This window comes from Serratia sp. PL7 (assembly GCF_945957435.1).
Genome location: NZ_CAMFLB010000009.1, coordinates 248280 through 264756, shown reverse-complemented (window position 1 = coordinate 264756; position 16477 = coordinate 248280). Strand labels below are relative to the sequence as shown.

The 16477-nt window shown below is 59.3% G+C and carries 17 protein-coding genes; 6 read left to right on the top strand and 11 right to left on the bottom strand.

Annotated elements, in window-relative coordinates; translation table 11 throughout:
- Positions 1–33 precede the first annotated feature (33 nt).
- Both N6G83_RS30390 and N6G83_RS30385 read left to right on the top strand, forming a co-directional pair.
- Positions 34–747: an amino acid ABC transporter permease gene (locus N6G83_RS30390; RefSeq protein ID WP_025304748.1), complete on the top strand. Its 714-nt coding sequence runs from the start codon at positions 34–36 to the stop codon at positions 745–747.
- 1 nt (position 748) lies between these two features.
- Positions 749–1489 (top strand): amino acid ABC transporter permease, encoded by a 741-nt coding sequence (locus tag N6G83_RS30385; protein ID WP_004933841.1) that lies wholly within the window; start codon positions 749–751, stop codon positions 1487–1489.
- Here N6G83_RS30385 and yieH read toward each other — a convergent pair.
- Complete coding sequence (gene yieH, locus N6G83_RS30380) at positions 1486–2154, bottom strand: 6-phosphogluconate phosphatase (RefSeq protein WP_197825236.1); 669 nt, start codon at positions 2152–2154, stop codon at positions 1486–1488. The two genes, N6G83_RS30385 and yieH, sit on opposite strands and share 4 nt — an antisense overlap.
- Positions 2155–2200: 46 nt before the next feature.
- Entirely contained in the window at positions 2201–2605 is a 405-nt protein-coding gene (locus N6G83_RS30375) for an NUDIX domain-containing protein (protein ID WP_260516035.1), read from the bottom strand.
- A 232-nt stretch (positions 2606–2837) separates the two neighbouring features.
- On the opposite strand from N6G83_RS30375, the gene N6G83_RS30370 reads away from it, so the two are divergent.
- The gene (locus N6G83_RS30370) at positions 2838–4175 is read left to right on the top strand and encodes an NCS2 family permease (RefSeq protein WP_004933851.1); all 1338 of its coding nucleotides are present in this window, start codon (positions 2838–2840) and stop codon (positions 4173–4175) included.
- A 34-nt stretch (positions 4176–4209) separates the two neighbouring features.
- Here the strand turns inward: N6G83_RS30370 and N6G83_RS30365 are convergent, their stop codons facing one another.
- The 9 genes from N6G83_RS30365 to rpmH all read right to left on the bottom strand — a co-directional run bounded on the left by N6G83_RS30365 (position 4210) and on the right by rpmH (position 12153).
- Positions 4210–5262 (bottom strand): hypothetical protein, encoded by a 1053-nt coding sequence (locus N6G83_RS30365; RefSeq protein ID WP_167324692.1) that lies wholly within the window; start codon positions 5260–5262, stop codon positions 4210–4212.
- 77 nt (positions 5263–5339) lie between these two features.
- Positions 5340–5906: an NADPH-dependent FMN reductase gene (locus N6G83_RS30360; RefSeq protein ID WP_025304752.1), complete on the bottom strand. Its 567-nt coding sequence runs from the start codon at positions 5904–5906 to the stop codon at positions 5340–5342.
- A gap of 161 nt (positions 5907–6067) precedes the next feature.
- A complete protein-coding gene (locus N6G83_RS30355; protein WP_025304753.1) occupies positions 6068–6793 on the bottom strand; it encodes a 4'-phosphopantetheinyl transferase family protein in 726 nt (241 codons plus the stop codon).
- Between the two features lie 95 nt (positions 6794–6888).
- Positions 6889–8202: a lysine N(6)-hydroxylase/L-ornithine N(5)-oxygenase family protein gene (locus N6G83_RS30350; protein ID WP_025304754.1), complete on the bottom strand. Its 1314-nt coding sequence runs from the start codon at positions 8200–8202 to the stop codon at positions 6889–6891.
- Between the two features lie 111 nt (positions 8203–8313).
- Positions 8314–9678 (bottom strand): tRNA uridine-5-carboxymethylaminomethyl(34) synthesis GTPase MnmE, encoded by a 1365-nt coding sequence (gene mnmE, locus N6G83_RS30345; RefSeq protein ID WP_141999195.1) that lies wholly within the window; start codon positions 9676–9678, stop codon positions 8314–8316.
- Positions 9679–9774: 96 nt separating this feature from the next.
- Complete coding sequence (yidC, locus tag N6G83_RS30340) at positions 9775–11412, bottom strand: membrane protein insertase YidC (protein ID WP_025304756.1); 1638 nt, start codon at positions 11410–11412, stop codon at positions 9775–9777.
- Between the two features lie 2 nt (positions 11413–11414).
- On the bottom strand, positions 11415–11672 hold the full coding sequence (yidD, locus tag N6G83_RS30335) for a membrane protein insertion efficiency factor YidD (protein ID WP_004933881.1): 258 nt from the start codon (positions 11670–11672) through the stop codon (positions 11415–11417).
- Positions 11636–11995 carry a ribonuclease P protein component gene (gene rnpA, locus N6G83_RS30330; RefSeq protein WP_004933883.1) on the bottom strand — a complete coding sequence of 120 codons (360 nt, stop codon included), beginning with the start codon at positions 11993–11995 and terminating at the stop codon, positions 11636–11638. Before rnpA ends, yidD begins: the two co-directional genes overlap by 37 nt.
- A 17-nt stretch (positions 11996–12012) precedes the next feature.
- Complete coding sequence (gene rpmH / locus N6G83_RS30325) at positions 12013–12153, bottom strand: 50S ribosomal protein L34 (protein ID WP_000831330.1); 141 nt, start codon at positions 12151–12153, stop codon at positions 12013–12015.
- A gap of 682 nt (positions 12154–12835) precedes the next feature.
- Between rpmH and dnaA the strand changes: the two genes are divergently transcribed.
- Genes dnaA through recF form a run of 3 tightly spaced genes read left to right on the top strand, consistent with a single transcriptional unit; the run spans position 12836 to position 16466 of the window.
- A complete protein-coding gene (gene dnaA / locus N6G83_RS30320; RefSeq protein ID WP_071826153.1) occupies positions 12836–14230 on the top strand; it encodes a chromosomal replication initiator protein DnaA in 1395 nt (464 codons plus the stop codon).
- Between the two features lie 4 nt (positions 14231–14234).
- Entirely contained in the window at positions 14235–15335 is a 1101-nt protein-coding gene (gene dnaN / locus N6G83_RS30315) for a DNA polymerase III subunit beta (RefSeq protein ID WP_004933892.1), read from the top strand.
- Positions 15336–15380: 45 nt separating this feature from the next.
- Positions 15381–16466 carry a DNA replication/repair protein RecF gene (gene recF, locus N6G83_RS30310; RefSeq protein ID WP_025304758.1) on the top strand — a complete coding sequence of 362 codons (1086 nt, stop codon included), beginning with the start codon at positions 15381–15383 and terminating at the stop codon, positions 16464–16466.
- Positions 16467–16477 lie beyond the last annotated feature (11 nt).

Sequence of the window (16477 nt, the reverse complement as noted above, 5' to 3'; positions counted from 1 at the left end):
CCCCTGATGCATTCTGCAAGACAAGGATTGAACATGAACCTGGACTGGCTGCTGGCGCCGCAATACCTGAGCTGGCTGTGGCATGGCTTTCTGCTGACGCTGTGGCTTTCCGCCTGCGCGGGCCTGGCGGCCACGTTGCTGGGCTTTGTGCTGGCGGCGATGCGCGACAGCAGCCTGCGGCCGTTGCGTTGGCTGGCGATGGGGTACAGCTCGCTGTTTCGCAATACGCCGCTGCTGGTGCAGCTGTTCTTCTGGTACTTCGCCGCCGGGCAGATCCTGCCGTCCGCCGCCATGCAGTGGCTGAACAGCTCACATCAGGTCGGCCCGCTTGAGTGGCCGTCGTTCGAGTTTCTCGCCGGTTTCTTTGGCCTGACGCTCTACTCCACCGCCTTTATCGCCGAAGAGATCCGCTCCGGCATTCGCGGCGTCGCCGGCGGGCAGAAATATGCCGCTCAGGCGCTGGGACTGACCGGCTGGCAGGCGATGCGCTACGTGGTGTTGCCGCAGGCGCTGAAAATCGCGCTGCCGCCGCTGCTGGGGCAATACATGAACGTGATCAAGAACTCGTCGCTGACCATGGCGATCGGCGTTGCCGAACTCTCTTACGCCTCGCGTCAGGTCGAAACCGAAACCCTGCGCACCTTCCAGGCGTTCGGCGTGGCGACGGTGCTGTATATCGCCATCATCGCGCTGCTGGAAGGTTGGGGCATGTGGCGACAACAGCGTAAACCGCTGGGAGGACATTGAGATGGATTTCAGCGTGATTCACGACAACCTGGGTTACCTGCTGTGGGGCACCTGGCCGGACGGGCCGCTGGGTGGCGCGGCGCTGACGTTGGCGATCAGCCTGATGGCCGGCGTGGCCTCGGCGGTGCTCGGCACCTTACTCGGCGTGGCGCTGGCGATGTCACGCGGCGTCGCCGCCGGGCTGCTGGCGGCGGTGTTGGGCTTTTTCCGCGCCATTCCGGTCATCATGCTGATCTTCTGGACCTATTTCCTGCTGCCGATGGTGTTTGGCGTCGAGATCCCGGAAATCACTACCGTGGTGTGCGCGCTGGCGCTGATCGCCTCGGCCTATCTGGCCCATGCAGTGAAGGCCGGCATCGCCGCGATCGGCCCCGGCCAGTGGCAGGCTGGGCTTTCTCTGGGGCTGACGCGCTGGCAGACGCTGCGCATGATCGTGCTGCCGCAGGCGCTGCGCATGATGGTGCCGTCGTTCATCAACCAGTGGATCTCTCTGATCAAGGACACCTCGCTGGCTTATATCGTCGGCGTTGGCGAACTGACCTTCCTGGCGACCCAGGTCAACAACCGCAGCATGGTCTATCCGATGGAAGTGTTCCTGTTCGTGGCGCTGGTCTACTTCGTGTTCTGCCTGGCGCTCGATCTGCTGGCCAACGCGGTCAACCGCCGCTTCGGCGCGCAAACCCGCGCGCTGAAACGGTCCTGGCGCTGGTGGCGCAACAAGCCGCCGTTGCCGGCCAGTTAATCGGCCGTGAGCCGCCAGCCGCGTTCGCGCCACAGCGCGGGCAGTTGGGCCAGGTCGTCAAACGTGGTCACCAGCGGGTGGTCAATCGGCGGGTTATGCGGATCGGCGCAGAAGTAAAAGACCGGGATGCCGGCATGGATGCCGGCCTGCGCGCCGGCGGGCGAATCGTCCACCAGGATACAGCGCGTCACCGGCACCTGCATCTGTTCGGCGGCGTGAAACACGATCGCCGGATCCGGCTTCCAGCGCTGAATGTCATAGCCGCTGAATAACCGGTCATCAAAATAAGGCAGCATGCCGGTCAGGCCGAGCGAATGCTGCATCTTGCTGACCGGCCCGTTGGAGACGGTGCAGACAGGCACCGTTATCTGCGCCAGCAGCTCACGGGCGCCGGCAATCTGTTGCAGTTCGCTGTCGAACAACCGCGCCACTTCCTGCCGATACAGCGGCTCCAGTGTCTCTTTGGCCAGGTTAGTGCCCTGCTCGGCGTTGACCCGATCGATGATCTCGTACAGCTTCACCCCTTTGTATTTCTTGAATACCTCTTCCAGCGACAGATGAATGCCGTAGTGGGCGAACATGTGCACATAGGCTTTGCTGCACAGCACTTCGCTGTCTACCAGCGTGCCATCGCAGTCGAACAAAATGCAGTCAATCTGATTCATGCGGGACAGGTTCCTTCGGGTTAACGCCGCTGAGGCCGCTCAGCGATCACTTGATCAGGTTACGCGCCTTGAGATCGTGCAAAATCAGCGCGGCGACGTGTGAGCACTGCGGCAGATCGCGACTGTCGCACCACTTCAGCTCGGCGATTTCGGCGGCCGGCTGCAGCTGCCCGGTAAAGTCGGCCTGGTAGCAGCGAATGCGCACCTGGGTGCCGTCCTGCTTGCAGTCCGCCGGGCCGGTGAATTCGCCGTAAAACGCGATGGATTGCGACAGCAGCGCAACGGTCAGCTCTTCGTCGATTTCGCGGCACAGCGCCTGTTCGTCGGTTTCGCCCGCTTCGCGCTTTCCGCCCGGCATATAAAACAGCGTCTTATTGTGTGAGCGCACCAGCGCCACTTTGTCATCTTTCAGCGCGATCAACGCCAGCTTATCGATAAAGGTCGAAGACATGCGGATTCCTGTTTTTAACGGATAGGGATAGAGGGGCGATAGGCCATTTTATCGGCCGTGCCGGCAAACGGCAACGCAGCGGGCGGCAAGGGGGATGAATGCCTGTAAATACAAGCCGTTGACGCGTTTAGCCGTAAAGACGGCGAAAAAAACCTGTGACCGACATCAAAAGCCCCACTTTTTGTTATAGGATAGCCGGCGACTGTCCATTCCCATTTTCGGAATTCTGATAATGACCAAACCAGTATCTGGCCTTGACGCTGAGCAAGGCTTGCTTGGGCGCGTGTTTAAACTCAAGCAACATGGCACGACGGCGCGTACGGAAACGATTGCCGGTATCACCACCTTTCTCACCATGGTGTATATCGTGTTCGTTAACCCGCAAATTTTGGGCGCGGCGGGCATGGATACCCAGGCGGTATTTGTCACCACCTGTTTGATCGCCGCCTTCGGCAGCATCTTTATGGGCCTGCTGGCGAACCTGCCGGTGGCGCTGGCGCCGGCGATGGGCCTGAACGCCTTCTTCGCCTTCGTGGTGGTCGGCGCGATGGGCATCTCCTGGCAGGTGGGCATGGGCGCCATCTTCTGGGGGGCGGTCGGCCTGCTGTTGCTGACCATTTTCCGCATTCGCTATTGGATGATCGCTAACATTCCGGTCAGCCTGCGGGTCGGCATTACCAGCGGCATCGGTCTGTTCATCGGCATGATGGGGCTGAAAAACGCCGGCATCGTAGTGGCTAACCCGGACACGCTGGTGACCATCGGCAGCCTGACCTCGCACAACGTGCTGCTGGGGGCGCTCGGCTTCTTCATCATCGCCGTGCTCTCTTCGCGTAACTTCCACGCGGCGGTGCTGGTGTCGATCGTGGTCACCACCCTGATCGGCTGGATGCTGGGCGACGTGAAATACGGTGGCCTGTTCTCCCTGCCGCCGAGTATCACCTCGGTGGTGGGCCAGGTCGACGTGGCCGGCGCGCTGAACATCGGGCTGGCCGGGGTTATCTTCTCGTTTATGCTGGTGAACCTGTTCGACTCTTCAGGCACCCTGATCGGCGTTACCGATAAAGCCGGCCTGACCGACAACCAGGGCAAGTTCCCGCGTATGAAGCAGGCGTTGTACGTTGACAGCATCAGCTCAGTGGCCGGTTCGCTGGCGGGTACCTCTTCCGTGACCGCTTACATCGAAAGCTCGTCCGGCGTCGCCGTCGGCGGCCGCACCGGTTTGACGGCGGTGGTCACTGGCCTGCTGTTCCTGCTGGTGATCTTCCTGTCGCCGTTGGCGGGTATGGTGCCGGCTTACGCTGCCGCCGGCGCGCTGATCTATGTCGGTGTACTGATGACCTCCAGCCTGGCGCGGGTGAAGTGGGACGATCTGACCGAAGCGGTACCGGCATTTGTCACCGCGGTGATGATGCCGTTCAGTTTCTCGATCACCGAAGGTATCGCGCTCGGCTTTATCTCCTACTGCGTGATGAAGCTCGGCACCGGCCGCTGGCGTGAAATCAGCCCGTGCGTGGTGGTGGTGGCGCTGCTGTTCGTACTGAAAATCGTCTTTGTCGACGGCCATTGACAGCCAAAGGGCCGACGTCTGTCGGCCCTGAACGCTAGACTCCCGGCGTCGCGTCCGGCGCCTGGTCCAACACCCACTGCAACGGCCGCCTGAAGCGCGCCTGCCAACTGCCGGCGGCATCCTCGCCCTGGGCGAAGTGCAGCGTCTCTACCTGGTTATCCTCTCCAAACAGATTGGCGAAGTGCAACGCCAGCGCCTGCTCGCTGAAGTTCTGCCGATCGTAATACGCCATCACGATTTTCTTTTGCGCCGCCAGCGACTGCTGGGCCGGCTTGATCTCCCCGTTGGGGGCGATCAGGAGCGCGCCGGCGTAAAACTGCGGGTACTTCGCGATCAGGTTGGCGGCGTGCAGTGCACCCTGGCCGCGGGCGCTGAGGTAAATCCGTTGGGTATTCAGCTTTAGCTGCGGAGCCAGCTGTTGCAGCGTACGCTGAATGGCGGTTTGGGTGCTCTCATCGCTGTAATTTGACCAGCGGAAGCTGTTTTCCGACAGCATCTGCGTGCCGTTGATCTCGATGTAGGCTACGCCCATTTCGCCGAACAGCAGCCGTTCTTCGGGGCTGATAGCGGCGGCTTTGCCGTAGGTATGCAGGAAGATCACCGTTGGCCAGCCTTCGGGCGGTGCTTCGCCGTCCGGCATCGCGTAGCTGGCTTTGCCTTCATAGCGGCGAGCGTGCTGCAGATAGCGCGCTTTGGTGGCGGCCAAAATGGATTGGTAGGTGGCGGAATGTTGAATGCTGTTGAAGGCGTCGTCCTCCAGCAGGTTGTAGTAATACCACAGGCCGCGGTCGGCGCTCAGCTGCAGGTAGCGTTCCGCCAGCTCGGTTTGCCCTTTCTCTGCCGACGACACCGCCAACTGGTAGGGCGCCCAGACATTGCGGCCGTCTTCGCGCATCAGCGTCAGGTACAGCGACATGGCGCCCAGCTTTTTGTCTTCCTGGTTTTGCGCGGATCGCGACAGCTGGGCGTTGAGCGCACTGTGTGCCGGCAGCTCCAGCGGTTCTTCACCGGCGGGATAACGCATGTCTGTGGCGAAAGCGGGACTGGTGATGGAAACAAAAAATAACGCTAAAATGAAAAAATACATGATGCTATGGCTTTAATTTTCAATGAATTGACGGACTTCATGTCCTGTTGCGGCGCCCGGTGGGCGCCGCGAGACGGTCACTCCACGCGGCGAATAAAATCGCTGAACGCGGACAGCTGGCCGGTCAGGAAGTCTAGCGTTCCCTGATCGCTCAGTTCACCGGCCTGTTCATCGACCTTGCTCTGGATCACGCCGCCCATAAACTCAGGCTTGTTCATTACCATCGCATCGAGGAATACCAGGATCTGGCGCAGATGGTATTGGCAGCGCGCGCCGCCGATCGGCCCCATCGAGCTGGTTTGAATGGCGACCGGCTTGCCGGCCAGCGGCTGATTCGGCAAGCGAGACAGCCAGTCGATGGCGTTCTTCAATCCGCCGGGCACGGAATAGTTATATTCAGGGGTGACGATGATCACGCCGTCGGCCTGGCGGATCTGTTCGGCGATCGCCTCGACAGCGGCAGGGAAGCCTTCACCCTGTTGCATGTCGGCGTCGTACAGTGGGATATCGCGGATGGATGGTAGCGCTTCAATGGTGACGCCCTGCGGAGCCAGCCCTGGCAGGGCGCGGGCCACCATGGCGTTGTAAGAGCCTTTACGCAGGCTGCCGAGCAGAGTGACGATTTTTAAGGCTTGGTCTGACATGATGATTCTCCCTTTCGAATGAGCAGATTCAGCGTACAACATGGGCGAATAGTAGGCTAAAGCGCGGGTCGAGAATAGGCGATTGCTCAACATTTAGCTGTCTTTACAATTTAATCCAGCGACTCGAGCGGTAAAGACAGCGTTATCCGCTTTGCGCCGCGTTAACCGGGCGTCTTCAGGCCCGTCAGTTTAACGAAGCGCGAGGACGCCGCCGGGCTGCGCGGTGAGATTTCCCCGTCTTTGTGCAGTCCACCGCGCTCTTCATAGCGCCAGCACAGCAGGCGATCCAGCCCAGGGCTGCCGGCGCAGGCCCAGCTCAGGTATTCGTCGGCGTCGCTCATCACCTGAACGTCCGGCGTGGCACTGGAGCGCAGGTGGCCGGAGAAGGGATGCAGACGCAGCGTAGACTGGCCGCTGTTACCGAGGCCGGAAATTTTCAGCACGCTTTGCCGGATGCTCCACAGCTGAGTTTCTGCCTCCAGCCGATCGTCCTGCGCACCGATCCAGGCACTTTCTGCCGGTGTCTGATGCGCGTGTTGCAGCGCGCTTTGCCGGGTGCCGCGCGCCCGCATCACTTCGATATCCAGTCCGACCTTGCCCTCGTCGCTAAGCAGTACGCCCACGGTGTTGCTGGCGTAGGCGAGGCTAAAATCGGGCAGCTGATGATCGGCGAAACAGGGGCGGCCGGTCGGCGTGGTGGCTATAGGGGGGAGCGTCGGCAAGCCGTACAGGTAGAACATCATTTCGGCGAGCAGAATGCGCCCTTGCAGGTAGCGCGTGCGGCGCTTAACGGAAAAGGTGCGGGTGGCGGCTATCACTTCGTCGGAGAGTCTCTGGGTATCCAGGACAGCGGAGGCCGGGGTCCATCGGGCAAAATGACACGCCATTGTTCACTCCATGACAGAGGGTCGCTAAGAACGCAGGGGTGTTAGATTAAGACTAAGTTGAGGATTTATCATCAAAAAACACTATGCGGATTATCCTATTTATTAACGATGGAAGAGGTATCGTCCGACGCGGCATCGCTCCACCATTGGATCATTGATGCGTTCGGTGCCAAATCAAAGTATGGCTTGCCCAGCAAGTGATTGAGGATGCGCGCTGAACGCCAGGCCATCAGGCTCAGTCCGCCTTCTGCGCTGCCGTGGCTGTGTATCCCGGCATTTACCGCATAAATTCGATTTTGCTCCGGCCCGAGCCATTCAAGATTAAAATTCGGCAGCAGCGGTAGATGCTGCTTCGAATCGAGCGGGATGCGCGGCACCAAGGGTTTCAGGTACGCGGGCAGAGAGGCGCGATAGCCGGTGGCGAGAATGACGATATCAGCCCTGAAACTTTCCCGGCGATTTTCCAGACCGTGAAGCGTGCGCAGATGAAAAGCCTCATCCATTGATTCGACGGTCAGTAGAGTACGATGGGGCAGTAAACGCACATTGCGTGTCTGGCGCATCACGTCAAAACGCATATAAAGCTCACGGTACAAGGTTCGCAGCGTATGATTGCTGATGCCGTCTGCCGGCAATTTCTGTGTTTTGATTTCACGTGCGCGGATCTCGGCCGGCAGCGTATAGAAATAGTCGACGTATTCAGGAGTGAAATATTCGTTGGTGAAGGGGGACTCGTCCAGCGGCTGAAAATTGGGACGACGCGAGAGCCAATCCAGCTGTGCCGGCTCGCCCCAGTGTCCCTGCAACGCGTTCAAAAAAACATCGGCGCCGCTTTGGCCGCCGCCCACCACCATAACCCGCTTGCCGCTGAAGTCTGGATTGCGCAGGGCTATTTCGGCGGCATGCATGCAGTTTTCACCCAGCGCCGGGTAAAATGCTTCCGGCAACCAAGGGTCATGTCCGGTACCCAGACAGATATTTTTCGCCCACAGGGTCTGGTTGTGGGTACATACCTTGAACAAACCTTTTTCATCGTCGAAATCAATACGCTCTACGGACTGTGAAAACTGTAGTCCGTCTAACCTTTCGCAGGCCCAACTCAGGTAGTCGGAAAATTCTTCCCGGCTGATAATTTGCTGCTCGGTGATTAAAAAACGATAAATTTTTTTCTGTTCGACCAAGTAATTAATAAATGAAAATTGGCTGCGTGGGCTGACGGCGGTAACCAGATCTTGAAGTACATAGGTTTGCATATAAGCTGAGGGCAGCAGCATACCGGGATGCCAACGGAAGCTGGCGTTACGATCGAGAAAGGTATAATTGACGGCGCCGCTTTCGGCGGCCAGAGCGGCCAGACTGAGATTGAAAGGCCCCAATCCCACGCCGATCAAGTCTAAAGGTTCGTTCATGTAAGCTTATCTCTCACGCAGCAAAATTGATGAGATAAGCTTAGGTGAGTTTTGATGCCGCCGGGAGAAGTAACATGCGGGCGCCGAGTAGGATACGGCGCTCGCAGTCGATTATTTCCCGATACAGAAGCTTGAGAAGATACGGCCCAGCAGATCGTCGGAGGTGAATTCGCCGGTGATTTCACTTAGGGCCAGCTGCGCCTGGCGCAGTTCCTCGGCCAGCAGCTCCCCCGCGTAAGCGCTCACTAACTGTTCTTTACCCTGCACCAGGTGCTGTGCCGCCAGTTCCAGTGCCTGCAGGTGGCGACGGCGCGCCAGGAAGCCGCCTTCCATATTGCTGGTGAAGCCCATGCTCTGTTTAAGATGATCGCGCAGCACATCGACGCCTTCGCCGGTGCGGGCCGACAGGCGAATAAGTGAGTGGTTGTTCACTTCTGTCAGACCCAGCGCTTCACCGGTGATGTCGGCCTTGTTGCGCACCACGGTGATCGGCAGCGTGCCCGGCAGGCGCGCCATAAATTCCGGCCAGATCGCCGCCGGCTCGGTGGCGGCGGTGGTGGTGCCGTCAACCATAAACAGCACTCTGTCGGCCTGTTCAATCTCGTTCCACGCACGTTCGATGCCGATGCGTTCCACTTCGTCGCTGGCGTCGCGCAGGCCGGCGGTGTCGATGATGTGCAGCGGCATGCCGTCGATATGGATATGTTCGCGCAAGACGTCGCGAGTGGTGCCGGCGATATCGGTCACGATCGCCGCCTCGCGCCCGGCCAACGCATTGAGCAGGCTCGATTTACCTGCGTTGGGGCGCCCGGCGATCACCACCTTCATCCCTTCGCGCAGCAGGCTGCCCTGGCGCGCTTCGCCGCGCACGTTGTCCAGATCCGCCATTACGTCGTTGAGCTGCGCCTCGATTTTACCGTCGGACAGGAAGTCGATTTCTTCGTCCGGGAAGTCGATTGCCGCTTCCACGTAGATTCGCAGGTGAGTGAGCGCTTCCACGAGCTGGTGGATGCGGGTGGAAAACGCGCCTTGCAGCGAGTTCATCGCCGAACGTGCCGCCTGCTCGGAGCTGGCGTCGATCAGATCGGCAATCGCTTCGGCCTGCGCCAAATCGAGTTTGTCGTTGAGAAATGCGCGCTCGGAGAACTCGCCGGGCCGTGCGATGCGCACGTCAGGGAGCGCCAGCACGCGCTTGAGCAACAGGTCGAGGATCACCGGCCCGCCGTGGCCCTGCAGTTCCAGCACGTCTTCGCCGGTAAAGGAGTTCGGCCCCGGGAACCACAGCGCGATGCCCTGATCGAGGGTGGCGCCCGTGGCGTCGCGGAACGGCAGATAGTCAGCGTAGCGCGGCTTCGGCAGCTTGCCGAGCAACGCCTGGGCGACGTCTTTGGCCTTGCTTCCGGAAATGCGCAGAATGCCGACGCCGCCGCGTCCCGGCGGGGTGGCTTGGGCAACGATGGTATCGGTGGTGCTCATAACGGTTCTCTCTGACGATTAAGATGCAAAAAGGCGGTCTAATGACCGCCTTTGGGGTGACTGCAAGGGTCGGCGCGCCGAACCCCTACAATACGCTTAGCTTTTTTTCTTGTCGCGGCTGTGCAGACCGCGTTTTTCCAGACCACGGTAAATCAGCTGCTGCTGCAGGATGGTCACCAGGTTACTGACGATGTAATACAGCACCAGACCGGACGGGAACCACAGGAAGAACACTGTGAAGATCACCGGCATGAAGGTCATGATTTTCTGCTGCATCGGGTCAGTCACGGTGGTTGGCGACATCTTCTGAATGAAGAACATCGTCACGCCCATCAGGATTGGCAGGATGTAGTACGGGTCTTGCGCCGACAGGTCATGGATCCACAGGGCGAACGGCGCGTGGCGCAGCTCGACCGAGCCCATCAGCATGTAGTACAGCGCCAGGAAGATCGGCATCTGAATGATCAGCGGCAGGCAGCCGCCGAGCGGGTTCACTTTCTCCGACTTGTACAGCGCCATCATCTCTTGGCTCATGCGCTGTTTGTCATCGCCGATGCGCTCGCGCATCGCCTGCAGCTTCGGCTGCAGCATGCGCATTTTCGCCATCGAGGTGTACTGCGCCTTGGTCAGCGGGTACATGATGCCGCGCACGATGAAGGTGATGATGATGATGGAGAAGCCCCAGTTACCGATAAAGCCGTGGATGAACTTCAGCAGTTTGAACAGCGGCTGGGAGATGAACCACAGCCAGCCGTAATCCACGGTCAGGTCCAGGTGCGGCGCCAACTGGGCCATCTGATCCTGCAGCTCCGGTCCGACCCACAGGGTCGCGTTCAGCTGCTGCTGAGCGCCAGGCTGCACCACGACCGGGGTAGATTTGAAGCCGATGGTGGACAGGTTGTCACCCGGTTTGGCGGTGTAGAAGGTGTTGTCACCCTTGGTCGCCGGTACCCACGCGGTGGCGAAGTACTGCTGCAGCATGGCGACCCAACCGTCTTTGGTGGTGACGCTCAGGTTTTCGTCTTTGTCGAACGCGTATTTCTGGTACTTGTCCTCGCTGGACGAGTACGCCGCGCCGCGGAAGGTGTGCAGCGCGAAGTTGCTGCTGCCGGTGTCGCGGTGCTTAGGCAATTCGGTGGTCTGCTTCAGCTGGCCGAACAGGGTCAGCTCCAGCGGCGTCGCGCCTTTGTTGTCGATGCTGTAATCCACGCCGACCGCATAGTGATTGCGTTTGAGCACGAAGGTCTTGGTGTAGATCGCGCCGTCTTTATCGGTGTAGGTCAGCGGGATGCGCAGCTCGTCCTGGCCTTCCGGCAGGGTGTAGCTGTCCTGCGCCGCCTGATACAGCGGGCGCTCGCCGTTGGCCGGGTTGTCCGGGCCGTTTTTACCGGTCAGGCCGCTTTGTGCCTGATAGACGAACGACGGAGTGGTTTCCAGCAGTTGGAACGGAGTCGATGAACCCAGGGTATCCGGGTAGGCCAACAGTTTAGCCTGCTCGATATCGCCACCACGGGTGTTGATGGTCAGTGACAGCACGTCGGTGTTCACGGTAATCAGCTTACCCTGACCACTGGCTGGCACGGCCTGGCTGGCGGCATCACCGGCTACTGCGTTCGAAGTCTGTTGCGTGGTCTGTGCGGCCGGCTGCGGAGCATTGTCCGTTTGCCATGCCTGCCAGATCATGAAAGACACGAACAGCAGAGCGATGAGGAGAAGATTGCGTTGCGAATCCATCGTTAGTGTTCTCTGTTATCGTCGGTTTTTGGCGGCACCGGATCATCGCCACCTGGGTTCAAAGGGTGGCATTTTAATACGCGTTTCAATGCTAACCAACTGCCTTTTATCATGCCAAACCTGCTTAATGCCTCAATTGCGTAATGAGAGCATGTCGGCTGGAAGCGACAACGAGGCCCTAGCAGCGGACTGATGACGAGCTGATAGGCCCGCACCAGCCCGATCAGGATGCGGGAGCCTGGCGACAGTGGCGACGCCATAATTTATCCAAAGCTTCCGTCAGCGCGCGGTTATCCAAATCCGCTATCCCCTTTTTGGCCACCACGACAAAATCCATCGCCGGTAATTCGTGCTGACGCAAGCGGAAGCTTTCGCGGGTTAGGCGTTTGATCCGATTACGCTCGTGCGCGCGTTTGACGTGTTTTTTGGCGACGGTAAGACCGATGCGGGGATGCCCCAGCTGGTTCAGGCGGCCGAGGATGGTGATTTGCGGCGTGCCAGCCCGTTGTGGCTGCTGGAAGACGAAAGTGAAATGAGTGGGAGTTAACAAACGTAACTCCCTGGGAAAAGCGAGCTTAACCACTCAGCGGGTTAGCTTTATTACTTAGAAACAGTCAGACGAGCACGGCCTTTCGCACGACGGCGGGCCAGAACTTGACGACCATTTTTGGTGGCCATACGAGCACGGAAACCGTGGCTACGGTTGCGCTTCAATACGGACGGTTGGAAAGTGCGTTTCATAGCGATTTCTACCTAAACTTAAAATAATTACTGATCAGTAAACGCGTTTGGCTACTCGGCGTGAAGATGACCGACGCCTCAATCGCAATACATAAAGAAGCGGGATTGTAATAATTGTACAGTCCTGAGTCAATTCGCATCGCGCCAGCCTACCTGGTTGTCTGCCAATAACGGAACAAAATCCGGTCTTGGCCCGTGGTCACCGCAGAATCCTGTCTGGCTAATGACGCACCATAAGGAACCAGGTATCACACGTAGGGCGAAGATTATACGGACTCGGGGTGAAATCGCAAGGATCCCCGTGAGATCCTTTGCGCGCGATCCCAGGATCCGACGTGGATAACAGGGTATAACCGGTTGACAATGTAAAAAACGCGGCGCAGCGGCCGGGATCTGCGCGGTCATTCGGCGTTGGCGGTGAAAAGATCGCCGCCGGCCGCGGCCTGTGGATAAAATGGATCTAATCTGTGAGGAAGGGGAGGATCTCTTGCTCGGATTGCGCTATGATCCGTCATTCCGATCGCGATCCCTCATGCCGGGATCGTGAGGGACACAAACCGTGAAAGGCGGTTCGCATCCCCCACAGGCAAACAGCCGATGCCGGGTATGTGTCAAAAATCATGAGTTATAAAAAAGTTGCCCGTTTCTTTTCTTTATTGATCTTGTTCGAGTGGAGTCCGCCGTGTCACTTTCGCTTTGGCAGCAGTGTCTTGCCCGATTGCAGGATGAGTTACCTGCCACAGAATTTAGTATGTGGATTCGCCCATTGCAGGCGGAACTGAGTGACAACACCCTGGCGCTGTACGCGCCTAACCGTTTTGTGCTGGATTGGGTTCGCGATAAGTACTTAAACAACATCAATGGTCTGCTGAATGATTTCTGCGGCACGGACGCGCCTTTGCTGCGTTTTGAAGTCGGCAGCAAGCCGATCACGCAGGTGATCAGCCAGACCGTGACCGCCAGCGTCAGCAGCGCCCCTGCGGCCCCGGCGGCGCGTACGGCTGCACCTTTGCGCCCTAGCTGGGACAACGCGGCGGCGCAGCCCGAGCTCTCTTACCGCTCCAACGTCAATCCTAAACACACCTTCGACAACTTCGTCGAGGGTAAGTCCAACCAGCTGGCGCGCGCGGCGGCTCGCCAGGTGGCGGACAATCCGGGCGGCGCCTACAACCCTTTGTTCCTGTATGGCGGTACCGGCCTGGGTAAAACTCACCTGCTGCACGCGGTCGGCAACGGCATCATGGCGCGCAAGGCCAACGCCAAAGTGGTCTACATGCACTCGGAACGCTTCGTGCAGGACATGGTCAAAGCGTTGCAAAATAATGCCATCGAAGAGTTTAAGCGCTACTACCGTTCGGTCGACGCCTTACTTATCGATGACATCCAATTTTTCGCCAACAAGGAGCGTTCGCAGGAAGAGTTCTTCCATACCTTTAACGCCCTGTTGGAAGGCAATCAGCAGATCATCCTGACCTCGGATCGCTACCCTAAAGAGATCAACGGGGTGGAAGATCGCTTGAAGTCCCGCTTCGGTTGGGGGCTGACGGTGGCGATCGAGCCGCCGGAGCTGGAAACTCGCGTGGCGATCCTGATGAAAAAGGCCGACGAAAACGACATTCGCCTGCCGGGCGAAGTGGCGTTCTTCATCGCCAAGCGCCTGCGTTCCAACGTGCGTGAGCTCGAAGGGGCATTGAACCGCGTGATCGCCAACGCCAACTTTACCGGCCGGGCTATCACCATTGATTTCGTGCGCGAAGCGCTGCGCGATCTGCTGGCGCTGCAGGAAAAGCTGGTCACCATCGACAATATCCAAAAGACGGTGGCGGAGTATTACAAGATTAAAGTCGCGGATTTGCTGTCCAAGCGGCGTTCGCGATCCGTTGCCCGCCCGCGCCAGATGGCGATGGCGCTGGCGAAGGAACTCACCAACCACAGTCTGCCGGAAATCGGCGATGCGTTTGGTGGCCGCGACCATACCACGGTGTTGCACGCCTGCCGGAAGATCGAGCAGCTGCGTGAGGAAAGTCACGACATCAAAGAAGATTTCTCCAATTTAATCAGAACATTATCTTCATAGCGCTATGAAATTTATCGTTGAACGTGAGCATCTGCTAAAACCGCTGCAACAGGTGAGCAGCCCGCTGGGCGGCCGCCCGACCTTGCCGATCCTGGGCAACCTGCTGTTGCAGGTGACGGAAGGCTCCCTGCTGCTGACTGGCACCGATCTGGAGATGGAGATGGTGGCGCGCGTCGCCCTGTCCCAACCGCATGAGCCGGGCGCGACCACCGTGCCTGCGCGCAAATTCTTTGATATCTGCCGTGGCCTGCCGGAAGGGGCGGAGATCGCCGTCACGCTGGAGAGCGAGCGCATGCTGGTGCGGTCCGGCCGCAGCCGTTTCTCACTGTCTACGCTGCCCGCGGCGGACTTCCCGAACCTGGACGACTGGCAGAGCGAGGTGGAGTTCACCTTGCCGCAGGCGACGCTGAAGCGCCTGATCGAAGCTACCCAGTTCTCGATGGCCCATCAGGACGTGCGTTACTACCTGAACGGCATGCTGTTTGAAACCGAAGGCGAAGAGCTGCGCACCGTCGCGACCGACGGCCACCGCCTGGCGGTGTGCTCGATGCCGATCGGCCAGCAGCTGCCGTCGCATTCGGTGATCGTGCCGCGTAAAGGGGTGATGGAGCTGGTGCGCCTGCTGGACGGCGGCGATTCGCTGCTGCAGTTGCAGATCGGCAGCAACAACATTCGCGCCCACGTCGGCGATTTCATCTTCACGTCGAAGCTGGTTGACGGCCGTTTCCCGGACTATCGTCGCGTCTTGCCGAAGAACCCGGATAAAACGCTGGAAGCCGGCTGCGATCTGCTCAAGCAGGCGTTTGCCCGTGCGGCCATTCTCTCGAACGAGAAATTCCGCGGCGTGCGGCTGTACGTCAGCCAGAACCAGCTGAAGATCACCGCCAACAACCCGGAGCAGGAAGAGGCGGAAGAGATCCTCGACGTCAGCTACGACGGCGCGGAGATGGAGATCGGTTTCAACGTCAGCTACGTGCTGGACGTGTTGAACGCGCTCAAGTGTGAAGACGTGCGCCTGCTGTTGACCGACTCGGTCTCCAGCGTGCAGATCGAAGACGGCGCCAGCCAGGCGGCGGCCTACGTTGTCATGCCAATGCGGTTGTAGTCTCGTTACCTTGAATTACAGCACCGTCATCGGTAAAGAGATTGCATGGCTCTGACGCGTTTATTGATTAAAGACTTCCGCAATATCGAGGCGGCGGATTTGGCGCTAGCGCCGGGATTCAACTTCCTGGTTGGCGCCAACGGCAGCGGCAAGACCAGCGTGCTGGAAGCGGTGTATACGCTCGGCCACGGCCGCGCCTTTCGCAGCCTGCAGGCTGGTCGGGTGATTCGCCACGACCAACCGGAGTTCGTGTTGCATGGCCGCATCGAAGGTGCGGAGCGCGAGCTGTCGGTAGGATTGAGTAAGAGCCGTCAGGGTGACAGCAAAGTACGCATCGATGGCAGCGACGGCCACAAGGTGGCCGAGCTGGCGCAGCTGCTGCCCATGCAGCTGATCACCCCCGAAGGTTTTACCCTGCTGAACGGCGGGCCGAAATTCCGGCGCGCCTTCCTGGACTGGGGCTGTTTTCATAACGAACCCGGTTTTTTCACCGCCTGGAGCAACCTGAAACGGTTACTGAAGCAGCGCAATGCCGCGCTGCGCCAGGTGAGTCGCTATGCGCAGATCCGCGCTTGGGATCAGGAACTGATCCCGCTCGCGGAGCGCATCAGCGAATGGCGGGCGGAATACAGCGACGCGATCGCCGCGGATATCACCGCGACCTGTGCGCAGTTTCTGCCTGAATTCGGCCTGAGCTTCTCCTTCCAACGCGGCTGGGACAAAGAGAGCGACTACGGCGAGCTGCTGGAGCGCCAGTTTGAGCGCGACAGGGCGTTGACCTATACCGCGGTGGGGCCGCATAAAGCGGACTTTCGCATTCGTGCCGACGGCACGCCGGTAGAGGATTTGTTATCGCGCGGTCAGCTTAAGCTGCTGATGTGCGCGTTGCGCTTGGCGCAGGGTGAGTTTCTCACCCGGCAGAGCGGGCGGCGTTGCCTGTATCTGATTGATGATTTTGCCTCCGAGCTGGACACCGGCCGTCGCCGGTTGCTGGCCGATCGCCTGAAAGCCACCCAGGCCCAGGTTTTTGTCAGCGCAGTCAGCGCTGAACAAGTGACCGACATGGCCGGTGAAAAGGGCAAGATGTTCCGCGTGGAACAGGGTAAAATAGAGGTTCAACCACAGGACTAAAATGAGCGAGA